The sequence below is a fragment of the Cryobacterium sp. SO2 genome, from assembly GCF_026151165.2.
Lineage (GTDB): Bacteria > Actinomycetota > Actinomycetes > Actinomycetales > Microbacteriaceae > Cryobacterium.
Window position 1 is genome coordinate 2,764,275 of sequence record NZ_CP117849.1, and the last position, 17,328, is coordinate 2,781,602.

15 protein-coding genes are annotated in these 17,328 nt (G+C 70.1%); 10 read left to right on the forward strand and 5 right to left on the reverse strand.

Annotation, left to right across the window (positions count from 1 at the left end):
• Positions 1-34: 34 nt before the first annotated feature.
• Positions 35-1,528 carry a SulP family inorganic anion transporter gene (locus BJQ94_RS12950; RefSeq protein WP_265398987.1) on the forward strand — a complete coding sequence of 498 codons (1,494 nt, stop codon included), beginning with the start codon at positions 35-37 and terminating at the stop codon, positions 1,526-1,528.
• Positions 1,529-1,671: 143 nt separating this feature from the next.
• On the opposite strand, the gene BJQ94_RS12955 is transcribed toward BJQ94_RS12950, so the two are convergent.
• Positions 1,672-2,979 carry a M18 family aminopeptidase gene (locus tag BJQ94_RS12955; RefSeq protein WP_265398988.1) on the reverse strand — a complete coding sequence of 436 codons (1,308 nt, stop codon included), beginning with the start codon at positions 2,977-2,979 and terminating at the stop codon, positions 1,672-1,674.
• A gap of 97 nt (positions 2,980-3,076) precedes the next feature.
• Here BJQ94_RS12955 and BJQ94_RS12960 point away from each other — a divergent pair, with 97 nt between their 5' ends.
• From BJQ94_RS12960 to BJQ94_RS12975, 4 genes are all read left to right on the forward strand, one after another.
• Positions 3,077-5,683 (forward strand): glycosyl hydrolase family 65 protein, encoded by a 2,607-nt coding sequence (locus tag BJQ94_RS12960; RefSeq protein WP_265398989.1) that lies wholly within the window; start codon positions 3,077-3,079, stop codon positions 5,681-5,683.
• A gap of 83 nt (positions 5,684-5,766) precedes the next feature.
• Positions 5,767-6,207, forward strand: coding sequence for a VOC family protein (locus tag BJQ94_RS12965; RefSeq protein WP_265398990.1), 441 nt, complete (start codon positions 5,767-5,769; stop codon positions 6,205-6,207).
• 9 nt (positions 6,208-6,216) lie between these two features.
• Positions 6,217-6,699, forward strand: a complete 483-nt coding sequence (locus BJQ94_RS12970; protein WP_265398991.1) for a PPOX class F420-dependent oxidoreductase — start codon at positions 6,217-6,219, stop codon at positions 6,697-6,699.
• Positions 6,696-8,855 (forward strand): DEAD/DEAH box helicase, encoded by a 2,160-nt coding sequence (locus tag BJQ94_RS12975; RefSeq protein ID WP_265398992.1) that lies wholly within the window; start codon positions 6,696-6,698, stop codon positions 8,853-8,855. Before BJQ94_RS12970 ends, BJQ94_RS12975 begins: the two co-directional genes overlap by 4 nt.
• A gap of 7 nt (positions 8,856-8,862) precedes the next feature.
• Here the strand turns inward: BJQ94_RS12975 and BJQ94_RS12980 are convergent, their stop codons facing one another.
• Positions 8,863-10,014, reverse strand: a complete 1,152-nt coding sequence (locus BJQ94_RS12980; protein WP_345893446.1) for an ADP-ribosylglycohydrolase family protein — start codon at positions 10,012-10,014, stop codon at positions 8,863-8,865.
• A gap of 137 nt (positions 10,015-10,151) precedes the next feature.
• On the opposite strand from BJQ94_RS12980, the gene BJQ94_RS12985 reads away from it, so the two are divergent.
• From BJQ94_RS12985 to BJQ94_RS12995, 3 genes are read left to right on the forward strand one after another with little or no spacing between them, the layout of a single operon-like run.
• On the forward strand, positions 10,152-10,973 hold the full coding sequence (locus tag BJQ94_RS12985) for an amino acid ABC transporter substrate-binding protein (RefSeq protein WP_265398993.1): 822 nt from the start codon (positions 10,152-10,154) through the stop codon (positions 10,971-10,973).
• Between the two features lie 20 nt (positions 10,974-10,993).
• On the forward strand, positions 10,994-11,638 hold the full coding sequence (locus BJQ94_RS12990) for an amino acid ABC transporter permease (protein WP_265399022.1): 645 nt from the start codon (positions 10,994-10,996) through the stop codon (positions 11,636-11,638).
• Positions 11,625-12,446, forward strand: a complete 822-nt coding sequence (locus tag BJQ94_RS12995) for an amino acid ABC transporter ATP-binding protein (RefSeq protein ID WP_275875492.1) — start codon at positions 11,625-11,627, stop codon at positions 12,444-12,446. The genes BJQ94_RS12990 and BJQ94_RS12995 overlap by 14 nt, the downstream gene beginning before the upstream one ends.
• Before the next feature lie 29 nt (positions 12,447-12,475).
• On the opposite strand, the gene BJQ94_RS13000 is transcribed toward BJQ94_RS12995, so the two are convergent.
• Positions 12,476-14,236, reverse strand: coding sequence for an oleate hydratase (locus BJQ94_RS13000; RefSeq protein ID WP_265398994.1), 1,761 nt, complete (start codon positions 14,234-14,236; stop codon positions 12,476-12,478).
• A 119-nt stretch (positions 14,237-14,355) separates the two neighbouring features.
• On the opposite strand from BJQ94_RS13000, the gene BJQ94_RS13005 reads away from it, so the two are divergent.
• Positions 14,356-15,051 (forward strand): Pr6Pr family membrane protein, encoded by a 696-nt coding sequence (locus BJQ94_RS13005; RefSeq protein WP_265398995.1) that lies wholly within the window; start codon positions 14,356-14,358, stop codon positions 15,049-15,051.
• A gap of 101 nt (positions 15,052-15,152) precedes the next feature.
• Complete coding sequence (locus BJQ94_RS13010) at positions 15,153-15,584, forward strand: tyrosine-protein phosphatase (RefSeq protein ID WP_265398996.1); 432 nt, start codon at positions 15,153-15,155, stop codon at positions 15,582-15,584.
• A gap of 3 nt (positions 15,585-15,587) precedes the next feature.
• Here the strand turns inward: BJQ94_RS13010 and BJQ94_RS13015 are convergent, their stop codons facing one another.
• A complete protein-coding gene (locus tag BJQ94_RS13015) occupies positions 15,588-15,953 on the reverse strand; it encodes a DUF2834 domain-containing protein (protein ID WP_265398997.1) in 366 nt (121 codons plus the stop codon).
• Positions 15,954-16,014: 61 nt separating this feature from the next.
• Positions 16,015-17,268, reverse strand: a complete 1,254-nt coding sequence (locus BJQ94_RS13020; protein ID WP_265398998.1) for a trypsin-like peptidase domain-containing protein — start codon at positions 17,266-17,268, stop codon at positions 16,015-16,017.
• Between the last annotated feature and the right edge of the window lie 60 nt (positions 17,269-17,328).

Below are 17,328 nucleotides of genomic sequence, written 5' to 3' on the forward strand. Positions count from 1 at the left end.
CCTGCTCAGGTCTCGCGCCGATTACAGTTACACGGTGCCCCAACGACCCGCCACAGCTCTGCCCACCACCCCGCCGACGGTGCGCGCTACGCTGCGCCAACCCCAGGCGCTCAGCGTCGAGGTGCTCGCGGGCGTCGTGACCACCCTCGCGCTCATCCCCGAGGTGATCTCGTTCTCGATCATCGCCGGGGTCGACCCCAAGGTGAGCCTGATCGCATCCGTGGTGCTGGCCGTCTCGATGTCGTTCCTCGGCGGCCGCTCCGCCATGATCACGGCGGCCGCCGGCGCGGTGGCCCTCGTGGTGGCCCCGCTCGTGGCCGACCACGGCGTGGAGTACCTGCTGCCGGCGGTGCTGCTGGCCGGACTCGTGCAGATCCTCTTCGGTGTCACGGGCCTGGCCCGGCTGATGCGGTTCATCCCGCGGTCGGTGATGATCGGCTTCGTCAACGCCCTGGGCATCCTGATCTTCGTCGCCCAGCTGCCGCACCTCATCGACGTGCCCTGGTTGGTCTACCCGCTGTTCGCCCTCACCGTGCTCATCGTGCTGGGCCTGCCCCGGCTCACCCGGGTGGTGCCCGCTCCCCTGGTGGCGATCGTGGTGGTCACCGCGATCGCCATGACCTGGCACCTGGCCGTGCCCACCGTCGGCGACCAGGGCGACGTCTCGGGCGGTCTGCCCGGCATCACCCCGCTCAACGTGCCGCTGAACCTGGAGACCCTGCAGATCATCTGGCCCACCGCCCTGAGCGTGGCGTTCGTGGGCCTGGTGGAGACCCTGCTCACGGCCAAACTCGTCGACGACATCACCGACACCCGCTCACCCAAGGGCCGCGAGGCGTGGGCGCTGGGCATCGCCAACATGCTGGCCGGCCTCTACGGCGGCATCGCCGGCTGCGCGATGATCGGCCAAACCGTGGTGAACGTCAAGCTCGGCCGCGCCCGCACCCGCATCTCCACCTTCGTGGCCGGGGCCTTCCTGCTGGTGCTGGTCACCGCGCTCAGCGGCCTGATGGAGCAGATCCCCATGGTGGCCCTCGCCGCCGTGATGATGATCGTGGCCCTCACCACCGTCAACTGGCACAGCGTGCGGCCGGCCACGCTGCGGCGGATGCCCGTGCCCGAGACCGTCGTGATGCTCACCACCGTTGCCGTGGTCGTGGCCACCCACAACCTGGCCATCGGCATCGTCGCCGGCGTGGTGCTGGCCATGGTGCTCTTCGCCCGCCGGGTGGCGCACGTCGTGACCGTGCACAGGGTGCTCGCCGACGACGGCCTCTCGGTGCGCTACAACGTGAGCGGGCCGCTGTTCTTCGGCAGCAGCAACGATCTCGTCGAGCAGTTCACCTACGCCGCCGATCCCGTCCTGGTGCACGTGGACCTCGCCCAGGCGCAGATCTGGGATGCCTCGACCGTGGCCGTGCTCGACTCGGTGGAGACCAAGTACCGCCAGCACGCCGCCACCGTCACCTTCCACGGCCTCGACGAGCGCAGCCGGGCCATGCACGGCCGCCTCACCGGCCGCCTGTAGCCGCGCCCTCCGCCCCCCTCCGCCCCCCTCGCGGCACGCGTTCGTGCGGTCGCGGCCCGTCTTACGCCCGGCGGCACGCGTTCGTACACGTGCCACCGGGACGAACACGTGCCGCGAACGCAAACACGTGCCGCGAACGCCCCCTACGCCCCGGCGAAGAACGCGCTGATCCCCGCGCTCAGCCAGAACGGGTCGTTCACGTGCGCCAGCTCGCGGGCCGAGTGCATCGACAGCAGCGGCACGCCCACGTCTACGGTGCGGATGCCCAGCCGGGTGGCGGTGAGCGGCCCGATCGTGGAGCCGCAGGGAATCGTGTTGTTCGACACGAACTCCTGGTAGGGCACGCCGGCCGCGGCGCTGCAGCGCGCCCACAGGGCCGCACCGGCCGCATCCGTCGCATAACGCTGGTTGCCGTTGATCTTCAGCAGCGGGCCGTGGCCGGCCAGCGGCAGGTTCGCGGGGTCGTGCCGTTCGGGGTAGTTGGGGTGCACGGAGTGGCCGGCATCGGCCGAGACGCACCAGGAGTCGGCGTAGGCGCGGAGGCTCTCGGAGACGGTGGCACCGAGGTCGTCGCCGATGCGGCTGAGGACGTCGTCGAGCATCGGGCCGCTCGCGCCGGAGCGGGACTGCGAGCCGAGCTCCTCGTGGTCGAACGCGGCGAGCACGCTGATGCTCTCCTCATCGTCGGACACTCCCAGCAGCGCGACCAGCCCGGCGTACACCGAGGTGAGGTTGTCCATCCGCCCGGCGGCGAACAGCTCCCCGTTCAGGCCGAACCTCGCGGGCGGGTTGGTGTCGGCAGTGAGGATGTCGTAGCCGGCCACATCCTCGCCAGCCACTCCGGCGAGCGCCGCCAGGTGTCCCACCAGGTCGGCCTGGCGGATGTCGCCCACGCCGAAGACCGGGTTCAGGTGCCGCTGCCGGTCGAGGCTGAGCCCCTCATTGGCGGAGCGGTCCAGGTGCACGGCCAGCTGCGGGATCCGCAGGAACGGGCCGGTGCGCACGAGGTGTTCGACACCGTCGGTCGTGACCAGTCGGCCGGCCAACTCGAGTTCACGGTCGAGCCAGGAGTTCGCCAGCGGGCCGCCGTAGACCTCGACGCCGGCCTGCAACCAGCCGAATGACCCCGTGGTGGGCTTGGGCTTGAGCTTGAAGCCGGGTGAGTCGGTGTGCGCGCCCAGGATGCGGAACGGCGTGGTCGCCTGCGCCCCGGCCGGCTGCACCCAGGCGATGATCGCCCCGTCGCGCACCACATAGTGGCGGCCGGCTGTCGCCGCTGCGGCCCGCGAGTGCGCCTGCGCGGGCAGCACCGACCAGTCCTCGGCCTCGTCGCGTCGTTCGAAGCCGGCCGCGTCGAGACGACGGGCCGCTTCGGCCGCCGCGTGGTACGACGACGGCGACGCGGTGATGAAACGGGCGAAGTCGTCGATGTATGCCGAGAGAGAAGTCATGGCTCCATCCAACCACCCGCCCCTCCGGCGAACCCACCCGCCGCCCTCGACAAGGCCGGCAAGCGGTGCGACTCTCAGGAAGAACGAGGAGGAATCCGTGACTGAGACCGAACCCGCGGTGGACCCGTGGGTGCTCCGCTTCGACGGGTTCGACCCGGCGGCCGAGGGCTACCGTGAGGCCCTGTGCACCCTCGGCAACGGCTACTGGGGCACCAGGGGCGCCGCCCCGGAGGCCCGCACTGACGCCGTGCACTACCCGGGCACCTACCTCGCCGGCGTCTACAACCCGCTGAGCACCGAGGTGCACATGGGCGAGGCCGTCGGCGACCCTGTGGTGGACCTCGTCCCCACCGCCGTGATGCCCGGCCCGCGCACCCCGTTCGAACCGCTGCCGGAGATCGGCGTACTCGGCCGGCCCGTGCTGGCGCCGGTGGCGGCTGCCCACGTGCGAGACGACGAGCACATGGTGAACGCCCCCAACTGGCTCTCGCTCTGGTTCCGCACCGGGGGCACGACCAACCGGATGGGCGACTTCACCGCGCCGGACACCGGCTGGTTCCACCCTGAATCCGCCGACCTGCTCGAGTACCGCCAGGAACTCGACCTGCGCCGCGGCCTGCTCACCCGGCTGATGCGCTTCCGCGACCCGCACGGCCACGTCACCCGGGTGCAGAGCCGCCGCTTCGTCTCGCAGGCCGCCCCGCACGTGGCCGTGCTGGAGACCACCTTCGTCGCCGAGGACTGGTCGGGGCCGCTCACCGTGCGGTCGGCCATCGACGGCCGGGTGGCCAACCGCAACGTCGCCGCCGACCGGCTGCTCGCACATCTGCACCTGATGCCGCGCACCGCCACCGAACTGGGCCCGGACGCGGTGCTCCTCGAGGTGGAGACCACCCGCTCGGGCATCCACATCGCCATGGCCTCCCGCACCCGGGCCTACTCCGACGGCGCGCTGCTGAACCCCACCCGCCGGTTCCTCACCGACTCCAGCCGCTGGGTCGCCCACGAACTCGACCTCACCCTCGAGCGTGGTGTGCCACTGCGGGTCGAGAAGGTCGTCACGCTGAGCACCTCCAGGGACCGGGCCGTGGTGTCGCCGACGATGGCTGTGGCCACCTGGTTGCGGCGGGTGCCGGACCCGGCCGACCTGCTCGCGGCGCACGAGCGGGAGTGGCAGATCCTCTGGGACGAATTCGAGGTGCACCTGCACAGCGGCGCCCGGCAGTCCCTCGCGCTCAACCTCAACACCTTCCACGTGCTGCAGACCGTGGCCGCGGTGGATGCCGACCTCGACGCCGGCGTGCCCGCTCGCGGCCTGCACGGCGAGGGCTATCGCGGCCACGTCTTCTGGGACGAGGTGTTCGTCTACCCGGTGCTCACGCTGCGCCGGCCGGACCTCAGCCGGGCGCTGCTGGGCTACCGGTACCGCCGGTTGGGCGAGGCACGCGCCGCCGCACGGGCCACCGGCCACGAGGGGGCGAGGTTCCCCTGGCAGAGCGGCATCGACGGGCGCGACGTCACGCCCACCGAACTGTTCAATCCGCGCACCAACCGGTGGATGCCCGACCATTCCGGCCTGCAGCACCATGTGGGCCTGGCGCTGGCCTACAGCGTCTGGGGCTATTACCAGGCCACCGGTGACGTGGACTACCTCATCGAGCAGGGCGCGGAGCTGCTCCTGGAGATCGCCAGGTTCTTCGCCAGTCTCACCGTCTACGACGAGGCTGCCGACAGGTACGACATCGACGGCACCATGGGCCCGGACGAGTTCCACGACGGCCCGCCGGGGCATCCGGGCCAGGGTGTGCGCAACAACGCCTACACGAACATCATGGTCGCGTGGGTGATGCGTCGCGCGGTCGACACCGTCGCCGTGCTCGAGGGCCGCGCCTGCCGGCCGTTGTGGAACCGGCTGCGGCTGCGCCCCGACGAGGTGGACACCTGGGAGAAGATCGGCCGGCGCCTGCGGGTGCCGTTCCACGCCGACGGGGTCCTCAGCCAGTTCGACGGCTATGAGGCACTGCCCGAGCTCGATTGGGCGCACTACCGCGCACGGTACGGCTCCGCTGATCACTCGCTCGGCCGGCTCGACCTCATCCTCAACGCCGAGGGCGACAGCACCAACAACTACCGGGTCTCCAAACAGGCCGACGTGCTCATGCTGCTCTACCTGTTCTCGGCCGAGGAGCTGCGGGAGCTGCTCGAGGAGCTGGGCTATTCGCTCTCCCCCGACCTGATCCGCCGCACCGTGGAGTTCTACCGGGTCAGGTCGACGCACGGGTCGACGCTGAGCAACGTCGTGCATTCCTGGGTCGACGCCCGCGCCGACCGCGAACGCTCCTGGGCCGCGCTCTGCCAGGCGCTCGACAGCGACCTCGGTGACATCCAGGGCGGCACCACCAACGAGGGCATCCATCTGGGCGCGATGGCCGGATCGATCGACATGGTGGTGCGCTGTTACACCGGGCTGGAGATCCGCGACGACATGCTCTGGCTGCACCCGGTGCTGCCCGTCCAACTCGACAAGATCGCCTTCAGCATCAACTACCGTGAGCAGCCGATCCGCCTGGAGGTCACGGCCACCAACCTGCGGCTGCAGCTGCCGGCCGGCGGGGCCACGCCCATCCGGGTGCGGGTCGAAGGCCGCGAGGCGCAGCTCTACCCGGGCCAGACCCACGATTTTCTGCTGAGCGGGCCGGACTGACGGCACAGGGTATTCTCTGCGGTGCTCTCGCAGTACCCCCCAAACAGGTTGCAGACGGCGGCGCGCTGCCATTGAATTGACCCATGCCCCTGATGATGTTCCTCAACCTTCCCGTCACCGACCTCGAGAGATCCACGGCCTTCTATGTCGGGCTCGGCTACACGGTCAATCCGCAGTTCACCGACGAGTCCGCCGCCTGCATAGTGCTCGAGGACGGCCACCTCTACCTGATGCTGCTCAGCCACGACAGCTACGCCAGGTTCACCAGCAAGCCGATCGTCGATTCGACGACGGCGAGCGAGGCGATCTTCTCGCTCAGCGTCGACGACCGCGCCACCGTGGACAGGGTCGCCGAGACGGCCCTCCGCTCGGGCGGCAGTTTCTCCGCCGACTCCCACGACCTGGGATTCATGTACACCCGCAGCTTCCAGGACCCGGACGGCCACCTCTGGGAGATCACGCACCTCGACCTGTCCGCCGTTCCCGCCCACGCCGACGAGAGCACTGTCAGCGGGTCCCGTTAGCCTGAGGGCATGGCCAGAACCGTCGCTTCCAGCACCACCGTCTCCCTGACCGACCTGCTCGCCTTCGTGCGCCCGCGGCACCGGATGCTGCTGGCCACCACCCGCAGCGACGGCCGGCCGCAGATGTCCCCGGTGTCCGGCGGGGTCGACGAGGTGGGGCGCATCGTGATCTCGTCCTATCCGTCCCGGGCGAAGACCCGTAACGCCGAGCGCGACCCGCTGACCTCGGTGCTGGTGCTCTCGGACGAGTGGGACGGCGCCTGGGTGCAGGTGGACGGCACCGCCGAGATCCTGCACATGCCGGAGGCGGGTGACGGGCTCGTGGACTACTACCGCTGCATAGCCGGCGAGCACCCGGACTGGGACGAATACCGCCAGGCCATGACGCTGCAAAATAAGTCCCTCATCCGCATCACTCCCAGCCGGTGGAGCCCGATCGCCACCGGCGGCTTCCCCGCCGATGTGGCCGCCAGGCTCGACGCCCTGTCATGACCGGCGCCGTGACCGACACCCGCGAGGCCGCCCTCGAGATCTTGCGCACGCTGGTGGGCCGCCCGGACGCCGACTTCCACGAGGGCCAGTACGAGGCCATCGAGACACTCGTCGACCAGCGCCGCCGGGCCCTCGTGGTGCAGCGCACCGGCTGGGGCAAGTCGGCGGTGTACTTCGTGGCCACGCTGCTGCTCCGCCGCCAGGGTGCGGGGCCCACCATCCTGGTCTCGCCGCTGCTGGCCCTGATGCGCGACCAGGTGGCCGCCGCCGCCCGCGCCGGCGTGCGCGCGGTGTCGATCAACTCGGCCAACGCGCACGAGTGGGCCGACGTGCTCGCGCAGCTGCGCGCCGACGAGGTGGACGTGCTGCTGGTCTCCCCCGAACGGCTGAACAACCCGTCCTTCCGCGACGAGCAACTGCCGACCCTGCTCGACCGGGCCGGCCTGCTCGTGGTCGACGAGGCGCACTGCATCTCCGACTGGGGCCACGACTTCCGGCCGGACTACCGCCGGCTGCGCGACCTGATCGCGGCGATGCCCGCCGGGGTGCCCGTGCTGGCGACCACCGCCACGGCCAACAGCCGGGTGGTGACGGATGTGGCGGAGCAGGTGTCGATGGGGGTCTCGACAGGCTCGACCCAAGCGACAGGCTCGACCAGCGAAGGGGTCGCCACCATCCGCGGCCCGCTCGCCCGGGCGTCGCTGCGGCTCGGGGTGCTGCGGCTGCCGGACTCCCGGGCCCGGCTGGCCTGGCTGCTCAGCCACCTGGCCGAACTGCCCGGCAGCGGCATCATCTACACCCTCACCGTGTCGGCCGCCGAAGACACCGCCCGGCTGCTGCGCGACGCCGGCCACGCCGTGCGCGCGTACACCGGCCAGACCGACACCGGCGAACGCGAGGAGTCCGAAGGCCTGCTCAAGGCCAACCAGGTGAAGGCCCTCGTGGCCACGAGCGCCCTGGGCATGGGCTTCGACAAGCCCGACCTCGGTTTCGTGCTGCACCTCGGCGCACCCAGCTCCCCTGTCGCCTACTACCAGCAGGTGGGCCGCGCCGGCCGCGCCACCGAGAACGCCGACGTGCTGCTGTTGCCCGGCGTGGAGGACGAGGCCATCTGGCAGTACTTCGCCACCTCGTCGATGCCCAGCCAGCACAAGGCCGAGGCCGTGCTCAACGCCTTGCACGCCGCCGGCGGTGCTCCGCTGTCCACGCCGGCGCTGGAGTCCCGGGTGGACCTGCGCCGGTCGCCGTTGGAGCTGCTGCTCAAGGTGCTCGACGTCGACGGCGCCGTGCGCCGGGTGACGGGCGGCTGGATCGCTACCGGGCAACCGTGGGTCTACGACAGCGAAAGGTACGAACGCATCGGCGCGGCCAGGGTCGCCGAGCAGAACGCCATGCTCGACTACGAGCGCATCACCGGCTGCCGGATGGAGTTCCTGCAACGCGCCCTCGACGACGACACCGCGGTGCCCTGCGGACGCTGCGACAACTGCACAGCCCCCTGGTACCCCACCGACGTGCGTGCCGACGCCGCGAGCACGGCCGCATCCGCCCTCGACAGGGTGGGTGTGGCGCTCGAGCCGCGCGCGCAATGGCCCACCGGCGCCGACCGCCTCGGCGTCTCCGCGAAGGGCCGCATCGACCCGGGCGAGCGCGTGCTGCCCGGCCGGGCGCTGGCCCGGCTCACCGACCTCGGCTGGGGCAACTCCCTGCGCGACGTCTTCGCCCCCAATACCCCGGATGCCCCGGCGTCGGCGGCCATGCTGGCCGCCTGCGTGCGGGTGCTCGCCGAGTGGGGCTGGGCCGAGCGGCCCGTGGGCGTGGTGGCCATGCCGTCACGGTCGCATCCGCTGCTCGTGGCCTCGGTGGCGGCCGAGCTCAGCCGGGTGGGCAGGCTGCCGCAGCTGGGCACGCTCAGCCTGGTGGGCGCCGGGCCCACCGGCGAGACCGGCGGGAACAGCGCCTACAGGCTGTCGAGCGTCTGGGGCGCGTTCGAGGTGGGCCAGGAGCTCGCCGCGAACCTCGCCGCGACCACCGGCCCGGTGCTGCTGGTCGACGACCTCGGCGACAGCCGGTGGACACTCACTGTCGCCGGCCGCCTGCTGCGCCGGGCGGGCGCGCCGGCCGTGCTGCCGTTCACGCTGGCGCTGCGCTCCTAACCGGCGCCTACCGCACCGGCGCCTCCCGCACCGGCTCCTCTCGAACTACGTGGAGTCGAAAGTTCTCCCGTTCGCCGGCCTCATTGATGTCGCGGCCGTGCGCGGCGAGCACCGACAGGCGCACGAGGTCGGCGCCGCGCAACCCCGGCCAGCCCTGCACCAGACGCCGCCACTCGCTGGGAACGGCCGCCAGACCCCAGCGGGCGGCGAGGAGCGCCCCGGCGATACCGGCCACGGCGTCGGTGTTGCCGCCGCCACGCACCGCGGTCTCCAGGCCGCGCCGGAACTGCGTGGCATCCTCTGCCGGCGTGTGCACGATGGCCGACCAGGCGCCCTGCAACGCCTGCACCACCCAGCCGTTGCGGGTGAAGTCGCGCGGCTCCCGGCGTTCGGCGTGGTCGATGCGGGCCGACCAGAGCTCCCGTCGTCCGGGCGACAGCATCGGCAGGCCCACCCGCAGGTCGAGCTCGCCCTCGAGCACGGCATGACGGATGGCCAGTCCCCACAGCACGCAGGCATCGCCGGCGTCGGTCTCGCAGTGGGTGAGGTCACTGAGCGTGCGGGCAGCGTCGGCGAGGGCGTCCGGGTCGTGCAGGAACGCGAGCGCCACCGGCGCCGTGCGCAGCAGGCATCCGTTGCCGGCGCTGCGGCCGACCCGTTCGTGCTGATCGCGGGCGGCCCGGCGCACCCCGTCGGCGGTGGGGTCAGGTCCGCTCAGCGCCGCCCCCAGCTGCAGGCCGGAGAACGGCGCCGTGTTGGCCCAGTCCACCCACTCGGCAACGATGAGGTCGAGGGTGGATTCCTCGCGCAGGTCGAGTCCATCGGCCGCGGCCTTGGCCACGGGCACGGACAGGGCCGTGTAGTCGGTCCACTCTCCCCTGGCCCAGTGCGTTCCGGCACCACCGCGCATGCCCACGGGCGTGTCGGGCGGCAGGGGGCCGGCGTAGTCGTAGCCCGCGCCCAGGGCATCACCACACGCCATGCCCAGCAGAACACCTGACGAACGATCGTGTTGAAGCATCGACAATTTCACGCGTACTCCTTCGGGTTGAGTGCGACCGCGGCAGCATATGCCGAAAGGGGCACCGCCGACAGGTGCGCGAGACCGCCCCAACAGGGGGTCAGAACAGGGGGTCAGAACAGGGTGAAACCGTGTCATCGGGCGTCATCGGAATATTCGGCCGGCCGTCGACCTTGTTACCCTTCGGTGAGCACCTCCCCATCAGGGGGCACCGCCACCGGCTCCAGCAGGGGCCCAGCCACCAGCCCGCGATCAGCACTTGGATGAACCGACACATGAAGCGCCACCTCACCACAGCCACCCTCCTCTCCGTCGCAGTAGTGGTCGCCCTGGCCGGGTGCAGCGCCTCCACCGCGGATTCCGGAGCCGGCTCCGGCACGGCCGCCCTCGACGATTCGCTCAGCTCGGTACTCGAGTCCGGCACGCTGACCGTCGGCACAGAGGGCACCTACCGCCCGTTCTCCTTCCACGCCGACGGCTCAGGCGACCTCACCGGCTACGACGTCGAGGTGGCCAAGGCCGTCGCCGACGAGCTGGGCGTCAAGGTCACGTTCGAAGAGACCCAGTGGGATGCGATCTTCGCCGGCCTCGAGGCCGGCCGCTTCGACACCATCGCCAACCAGGTGTCGATCACCCCGGAGCGCCAGAAGTCCTACGAGTTCTCCACCCCGTACACCTACTCCACCGGCGTGATCGTGGTGCCGGAGGACAACACCGACATCACCTCGTTCGAGAGCCTCGCCGGCAAGACCACGGCCCAGTCGCTCACCAGCAACTGGAACACCCTCGCCACCGAGAGCGGCGCCACCGTGCAGGGCGTCGAAGGCTGGGCGCAGTCCGTTGCGCTGGTCGAAGACGGCCGGGTCGATGCCACCATCAACGACAAGCTCACCTACCTCGACTACAAGAAGCAGACCGGCGCCGCGGGCCTGAAGATCGCCGCCGAGACCGACGACCGCTCCGAGAGCGCCTTCGCCTTCGCCCAGGGCGGCACCGCGCTGGCCGACGCCGTGTCGGATGCGCTCGCCACGCTGAGTGAAGACGGCACGCTGGCCTCGATCTCCGACACCTACTTCGGAGCCGACGTCTCGAAGTGACCGACTCCACCTGGCAGTTGATGCTGGACTCGCTGTGGCCGATGCTGCACGGCGCCATCACGGGAACCATCCCGCTGGCGCTGTCGTCGTTCGCGATCGGCCTGGTGCTGGCCCTCGGGCTGGCGCTGATGCGGCTGTCCAGGCGGCGCTGGTTGTCGTCGATCGCCCGGGTGTACATCTCCATCGTGCGCGGCACGCCGCTGCTGGTGCAGTTGTTCGTGATCTTCTACGGCCTGCCGTCGCTCGGTGTGGTGATCGACCCGTGGCCGAGCGCCATCATCGCGTTCTCGATCAACGTCGGCGGTTACGCGGCCGAGGTCATCCGCGCGGCCATCCTCTCGGTGCCCAAGGGACAGTGGGAAGCCGCGTACATGATCGGCATGTCGCACCGGCGCGCGCTCACCCGCATCATCCTGCCGCAGGCGGCCCGGGTATCGGTGCCGCCGCTGTCGAACACCTTCATCAGCCTGGTCAAGGACACCTCCCTGGCCTCGCTCATCCTGGTCACCGAACTGTTCCGCGAGGCTCAGCAGGTGGCGGCGTTCAGCGGGCAGTTCATGGCCCTCTACCTCGAGGCCGCGCTGCTGTACTGGGTCATCTGCCTGGTGCTCTCCAGCGGCCAGAGCGTGCTCGAGAAGCGATTGGACCGTTATGTCGCCCACTGACCAGACTCCGCCTGCCCAGACCCTGCTCACGGTTCGCGGCCTGCAGAAGAGCTTCGGCGCCAACCAGGTGCTGAAATCGGTCGATCTCACCGTGGCCCGCGGCACAGTGCTGGCCCTGATCGGCCCCTCCGGCTCGGGCAAGACCACCGTGCTGCGCTGCCTGAACGGCCTGGAGATCGCCGACGGCGGCACCATTAGTGTCGTCGGCGCCGACGACGCCAGGCACGCCCCGGTGACCATCGACTTCGGGGCAGCCCACGGCTCACGAGCAGGCGTGCCCAAGAAGGCGCTCACCAATCTGCGCGACCAGTCCGCCATGGTCTTCCAGCACTACAACCTGTTCCCGCACAAGACCGTGCTCGAGAACGTGATGGAGGGCCCCGTCGTCGTGCAGCGGCGTCCACGCGCCGAGGTGGAAGCCGAGGCGCTGGCGCTGCTGGAACGGGTGGGCCTCGGCGACAAGCGCGACAGCTACCCGTTCGAACTCTCCGGCGGGCAGCAGCAGCGGGTGGGCATCGTGCGCGCCCTGGCGCTGCGCCCCACCCTGCTGCTCTTCGACGAGCCCACCAGCGCCCTCGACCCCGAGCTCGTCGGCGACGTGCTGCGGCTGATCAAGGAGCTCGCGGGCGAGGGCTGGACCATGGTGATCGTCACCCACGAACTCGAGTTCGCCCGGGAGGTGGCCACCGAGGTGGCCTTCGTGGACGGCGGCACCATCGTGGAGCACGGCGACCCCAAGGTGATGCTGCGCAACCCGACGCACGAGCGCACCCGCCAGTTCCTGCACCGGTTGTTGTTTCCCTTCTAAGGCACGGGCCTTTTTAGGCACAGGCCCTTCTAGGCGATCAGCCCGAACTCCCTGAGCAGCTCCCCGATCTCGGTCGTCTCCAGCTTCTTCAGGATGCGCTTCTGCACGAACCCGGGAACGGGCAGGTTGAGCTCTTCGCCGTCGCGCAGCCGGCTCATCGCCGCGAGCAGGCTGCGCACGTCGTAGGTGGAGTTGAACACCTCCGGCACGCCGCGCTCGATGCCGAGCAGCTGGTAGGCGGCCTCCATGCCCGTGCGCACCGAGTACTCGGTGGTGAAGATGGTGTCGCGGGTAGTCTCGGCGAACTGGCCGATGAACGCGAAGTTCACCGCGCCGGCGGGCACCACGGCCGGCCGGTCGCCCGCCGTACGTGGCAGGAAGAACGACGTGACGTACGGCATCATCACGGGCACCGTGCGGGCCGCGTCGGCGGCGAGCTCGGGGATCTCAGCCACCGGAACACCGAGGTGGAACAGCCACTCCTGGGCGATCTCTTCGCCGGTGCAGTCCTGCATCGACTTCTTCACGTAGTCACCGGGGGTGTCAACGAGCAGCGAGTACACCCAGACCACGATCTGGTCGGGGCTCTGCTGCTTGAAGTGCGGCTGGCGGTTGACGGTCCAGCTGAGCAGCCAGCTCGAGTCGCGCGCGGTGACGATGCCGCCGGTGACGACGGTGCCGCTGAACGGGTCGCGCTTGGCGACCTTCTCGATGTACGCGGGGATCCGCGGGTCGAGGGTGGTGACGGTGGCCGACGCCCACTTGCTCTCCGGGATGTTCTGGCAGAACACCTCCGGGCGCCCGAAGGAGACATCGTTCTTGGCGATGCTCTTCCAGAGGTCCCAGGCGGGGGCCGGACCCTCGTCGAGCGTCGCCGGAGTGTGCTGGTCGCCATCCGTTGAGTTCTCGGTGAGCGAGCCGATGGTGGTGAAGACCAGGTCGTTCTCGCCGAGCTCGACGCTGCCCGGCTCGCCGTTCTCCAGCCAGTGGATGCGCGTGGCCTGCTTGCGGCCCGAGCTGATGTCGAAGTCGATGTCGGTGACCTCGGTGCTGAACCTGAAGGTGACCCCCTTCTCGAGCAGCCAGCGGTAGAGCGGCAGCACGAGGGACTCGTACTGGTTGTACTTGGTGAACTTGAGCGCGGTGAAGTCGGGCAGGCCGCCGATGTGGTGTACGAAACGGTGCAGGTAGAGCTTCATCTCCAGGGCGCTGTGCCATTCCTGGAAGGCGAACATGGTGCGCCAGTAGAGCCAGAAGTTGCTGGCCAGGAAGTCGGCGGAGAACACCTCGTTGATCCGCTTGCCCTCCAGGTCTTCCCGCGGGGCGAGGAAGATCTTGGTGACCTCCTTCTGCGCCTTCTCGCTCAGGGTGAACAGGCCGTCGGTGCCGGCGTCCCTGCCCTGCTTCTCCGTCACACGCTGCAGGGAGTAGTTGGGGTCGTCCTTGTCGAGCCAGTAGAACTCGTCGAGCACGCTCGCACCGTCGATCTCGATCGACGGCACCGACCTGAACAGGTCCCACAGGCACTCCATGTGGTCTTCCAGCTCGCGTCCGCCGCGAATGACGAAGCCCTTCTTAGGCGCCTTGATGCCGTCGAGCGCGCCGCCGGGCAGCCGCAGCCGCTCCAGGACGGTGATGCTCGAGCCGTCCATCTGGCCGTCCCGGATCAGGAAAGCGGCGCCGGCCAGCGACGCCAAACCCGATCCCACGAACCAGGCGGTCTTCTCGTCCACCCCCTCGGGCTTGCGGGGGCGGGCAAAGGCCTCATAGTTGCCGCTGGTGTGGTTCATCCGTGTCTCCTTCGGAGTCAGATGCTTTGTCAATCAGAAACCCTGATTTTTGAAGTTGACTCCTTTTTGAGCGTAGTCCGCACGCGCGCCGGGGTGCAACCACGCCCTAACCTGAACGGGTGAATTCTGCAGCGACGACGCCCCGTGCCCCCGAGGGCCCCACCCCCTATCGACGTCTGGTGGGCGGGGTGCGCATCCTGCTGGCCGCCCTCGTGCTGACCGCGATCATCACCCAGATCACCGACCAGATCCTCAATGACGCCTTCGACCCCGCGGCCTACTTCGGCTACTTCACCATCCAGTCCAGCCTCATGAACGTCGTCGTTCTCGCCGTCGGCGGTGTGCTCGCGCTGCGCCTGCCCGCCGAACCCGAACTGTTGGCCCGGGTGCGGATGTCGACCCTCGCGTATGCCGTGATCACCGGGGTGGTCTACAACCTGCTGCTGCGCAACCTGCCCTCCGACGGCAGCTTCGCGGGTCTCGACTGGCCCAACGAGGTGCTGCACGTCTGGGCGCCGGCGCTGATCCTGCTGGACTGGCTGCTGGCGCCCGGCCGCCCGGCGCTGGCCTGGAAGCGCATCTGGTTCGCCCTGATCTACCCGCTGGCCTGGCTGGCCTACGCCCTGCTGCGCGGCGCCCTCACCGACTGGTGGACCTACCCGTTCCTCAATCCGGGCGAGCCGGGCGGCTGGCCGTCTGTGCTGCTCTACATCGTGGTGATCGCCGCGGTGATCGTGATGATCTCGGCCGCGGCCATCGGATTGAGCCGGGTGGGCCGCCGCGAACCTGCCCTGCTGGAGGCCGACCCGGTCTGAGTGCCTGGGCTGAGTGTCACCTGCTGTTCACCTCGGCGCAGCAGACTGGGTGGAACCTGGCCGACAGGCCATGCGATGACGCACAGTTCTGGAGGGGTGAAATGAACAATCCAGCCGCCGAGTCCGCCACTGGCTCCGCCACCGAACGACCTGCAGAACACACCAGAGAACGAGAACAGCCCTACGCCCATCTGGTCGCCGACCGCGGCCGTGAGCTGGCCGGCGCCGTGGCCGTGCTCGCCGAGGGCGAGGGCCCGCTCGTGGTGCACGGCCCCGGTGGCGAACACGCTACCGGCCTCGTGCTTGCCCTGGCCCTGCTCGCCGCCGGCCTCCCGCACGAGGAGGCCGTGGCCGCCGCACTGCCGGCCGAGCCGCAGCCGGAGGCCCTGCTGGGCGCCCTGGCGGCCATCGCCGCCCGTGGCGGCCCCGAGCCGTACCTGCTCAGGCACGGTCTCACCGTGTCGCACTTCCTTGCGCTGCGCGAGCGGTTCGCCGGCGACGACGCCGGTCTCGCGGCCGGGGATGTCAGCTGAGCCTCACCGGGACAGCACCAGCCGGCGCTCGCGCAGGGCGAGGAAGAGCGGGAAGGTGAACGCGAATGCCGTGAGCAGCCCCACGACCACGTAGGCCCAGCCGAACCGCATACCCAGTCGGCGCGCCTCGACGATGATCAGGATGCTGCCGGCGATCGCGACGACGAGCAGGTCGGTGGTCAGTGACGAGACAGCGGGCCCGCTCAGGGTCCAATCGCCGATGAAGTCGCTGGCCTGCATGATCGCCTGGATGTTCCAGGTCCAGGTGCCGATCAGACCCACCACGGCCAGGGCGAGGTAGACGAAGGTGAGGGTGGTCCAGCCCGCGGCGGCGGACGAGGTGGCGGGGCGTTTGTCGGTTCGGCTCATGCAGACAGTGTGCCGCGATCTCGGTGATCGCGGCACACTCGGTTGTGACAGGCGGGTCGGCTCAGCCCACCGGACCGGCGATGAGAGTGGCCGATGCGCTGTGCGCGGCGCCGGCGGCATCCACCCAGTCGATCGTCACGGTGTCGCCGGGGTTGTACCCGGCCAGGGCCGCCGAGAGGGCCGTTGCGGTGGCGACGGCGATGCCGTCGACGGCGATGATGGTGTCGCCCGCGGCCAGGCCGATCGATTCGGCCGGGGTGTCGGCGATGACGCCGGCGACGAGCGCGGCATCCGTGCTGGACGCTGTCGTGCCGGACGCTGCGCCCAGGCCGATGCCGAGGAAGGCCGGGTAGCCGACGGTGATGGTGTCGGTGTCGACGCCCGTGGCGACCGCGGCGTCGATGGCGTCGACGATCTCGAGGGCGTCTTCGATGGGGATCGCGTAGCCGGTGATGTTCGTGGTGCCGGAGGAGGCGGCGGTGTCGATGCCGATGACCTCGCCGTCGGCGTCATAGAGCGGCCCGCCGGATTCGCCGGATTCGATGTCGGCGTCGACCTCGATCAGGCCGGTGAGGTCTTCGGCGTCAGAGCCGTCGGAGTCCTGCGCGGTGATCGACTGCTCGAGGCTGAGTACGGTGCCGGCCGCGGCGGTCAGGTCGCCGGTTCCACCGGCGTTGCCCACTCCGGTCACGGCGTCGCCGACCGCGACGTCGCCGGTGGTGTCGAGGTCCGCCACGGTCAGCCCGCTCGCGTCGACGAGTTCGAGAACGGCGATGTCGTCGGTGGCGTCGGTGCCCACCACCTCCGCGGTGTACTCGACGCCGGTGGAGACCACGGTCACCGTGATGCTGGTGGCGCCCTCCACGACGTGGTTGTTCGTGAGGATGCGGCCGTCCGAGGTGAGGATGAGGCCGGTGCCCGCGGCGGCGGCGCTCTCGTAGTCGAGCACGGTGTCGATCACGACCACGCCCGCCGACTGTTCGTCGGTGGCCGCGGTCGTCTCGAGGGTGGTCGTGGTGGACTCGCTCGTGCCGGTCTGGCCGCCGCCGTATCCGCCGGCCGGCCCGCCGAAGGACTGGCCGCCGGAGATGTCCTGGGTGGTGGAGTCGGGAGCGGTGGAGTCCTGGGTGGTGGCGGTGGTGTCGGTCTGGGTGGTCGACGAGGTCTGGGCGGACTGGCTCTCGATGGCCCTGCTGGCGACGAAGAGGCCGGTTCCGGCGGAACCGACGACGAGCGCGGCGGCCAGGCCCATGGCCACGACGTCGCCCGTGCGCCAGCGCTGGTGGTGGGGCTTGGGTGTCTCAGACTCGCTCATGCTCTGTGTCCTTTCCTGGGCGCCCGGGGAACCGTTCGCGTCTGGATTCAGACAAGCCGT

Excerpts from the sequence above, each read along its gene's own strand:
- BJQ94_RS12990 (WP_265399022.1), top strand. The coding sequence starts at position 10,994 with ATGCTGGACTCGCTGTGGCCGATGCTGCACGGCGCCATCACGGGAACC.
- BJQ94_RS12955 (WP_265398988.1), bottom strand. The coding sequence starts at position 2,979 with ATGACTTCTCTCTCGGCATACATCGACGACTTCGCCCGTTTCATCACC.
- BJQ94_RS13010 (WP_265398996.1), top strand. The coding sequence starts at position 15,153 with ATGAACAATCCAGCCGCCGAGTCCGCCACTGGCTCCGCCACCGAACGA.
- BJQ94_RS12995 (WP_275875492.1), top strand. The coding sequence starts at position 11,625 with ATGTCGCCCACTGACCAGACTCCGCCTGCCCAGACCCTGCTCACGGTT.
- BJQ94_RS12985 (WP_265398993.1), top strand. The coding sequence starts at position 10,152 with ATGAAGCGCCACCTCACCACAGCCACCCTCCTCTCCGTCGCAGTAGTG.
- BJQ94_RS12980 (WP_345893446.1), bottom strand. The coding sequence starts at position 10,014 with ATGACACGGTTTCACCCTGTTCTGACCCCCTGTTCTGACCCCCTGTTG.
- BJQ94_RS12965 (WP_265398990.1), top strand. The coding sequence starts at position 5,767 with ATGCCCCTGATGATGTTCCTCAACCTTCCCGTCACCGACCTCGAGAGA.
- BJQ94_RS13015 (WP_265398997.1), bottom strand. The coding sequence starts at position 15,953 with ATGAGCCGAACCGACAAACGCCCCGCCACCTCGTCCGCCGCCGCGGGC.
- BJQ94_RS12975 (WP_265398992.1), top strand. The coding sequence starts at position 6,696 with ATGACCGGCGCCGTGACCGACACCCGCGAGGCCGCCCTCGAGATCTTG.
- BJQ94_RS13020 (WP_265398998.1), bottom strand. The coding sequence starts at position 17,268 with ATGAGCGAGTCTGAGACACCCAAGCCCCACCACCAGCGCTGGCGCACG.
- BJQ94_RS13000 (WP_265398994.1), bottom strand. The coding sequence starts at position 14,236 with ATGAACCACACCAGCGGCAACTATGAGGCCTTTGCCCGCCCCCGCAAG.
- BJQ94_RS12970 (WP_265398991.1), top strand. The coding sequence starts at position 6,217 with ATGGCCAGAACCGTCGCTTCCAGCACCACCGTCTCCCTGACCGACCTG.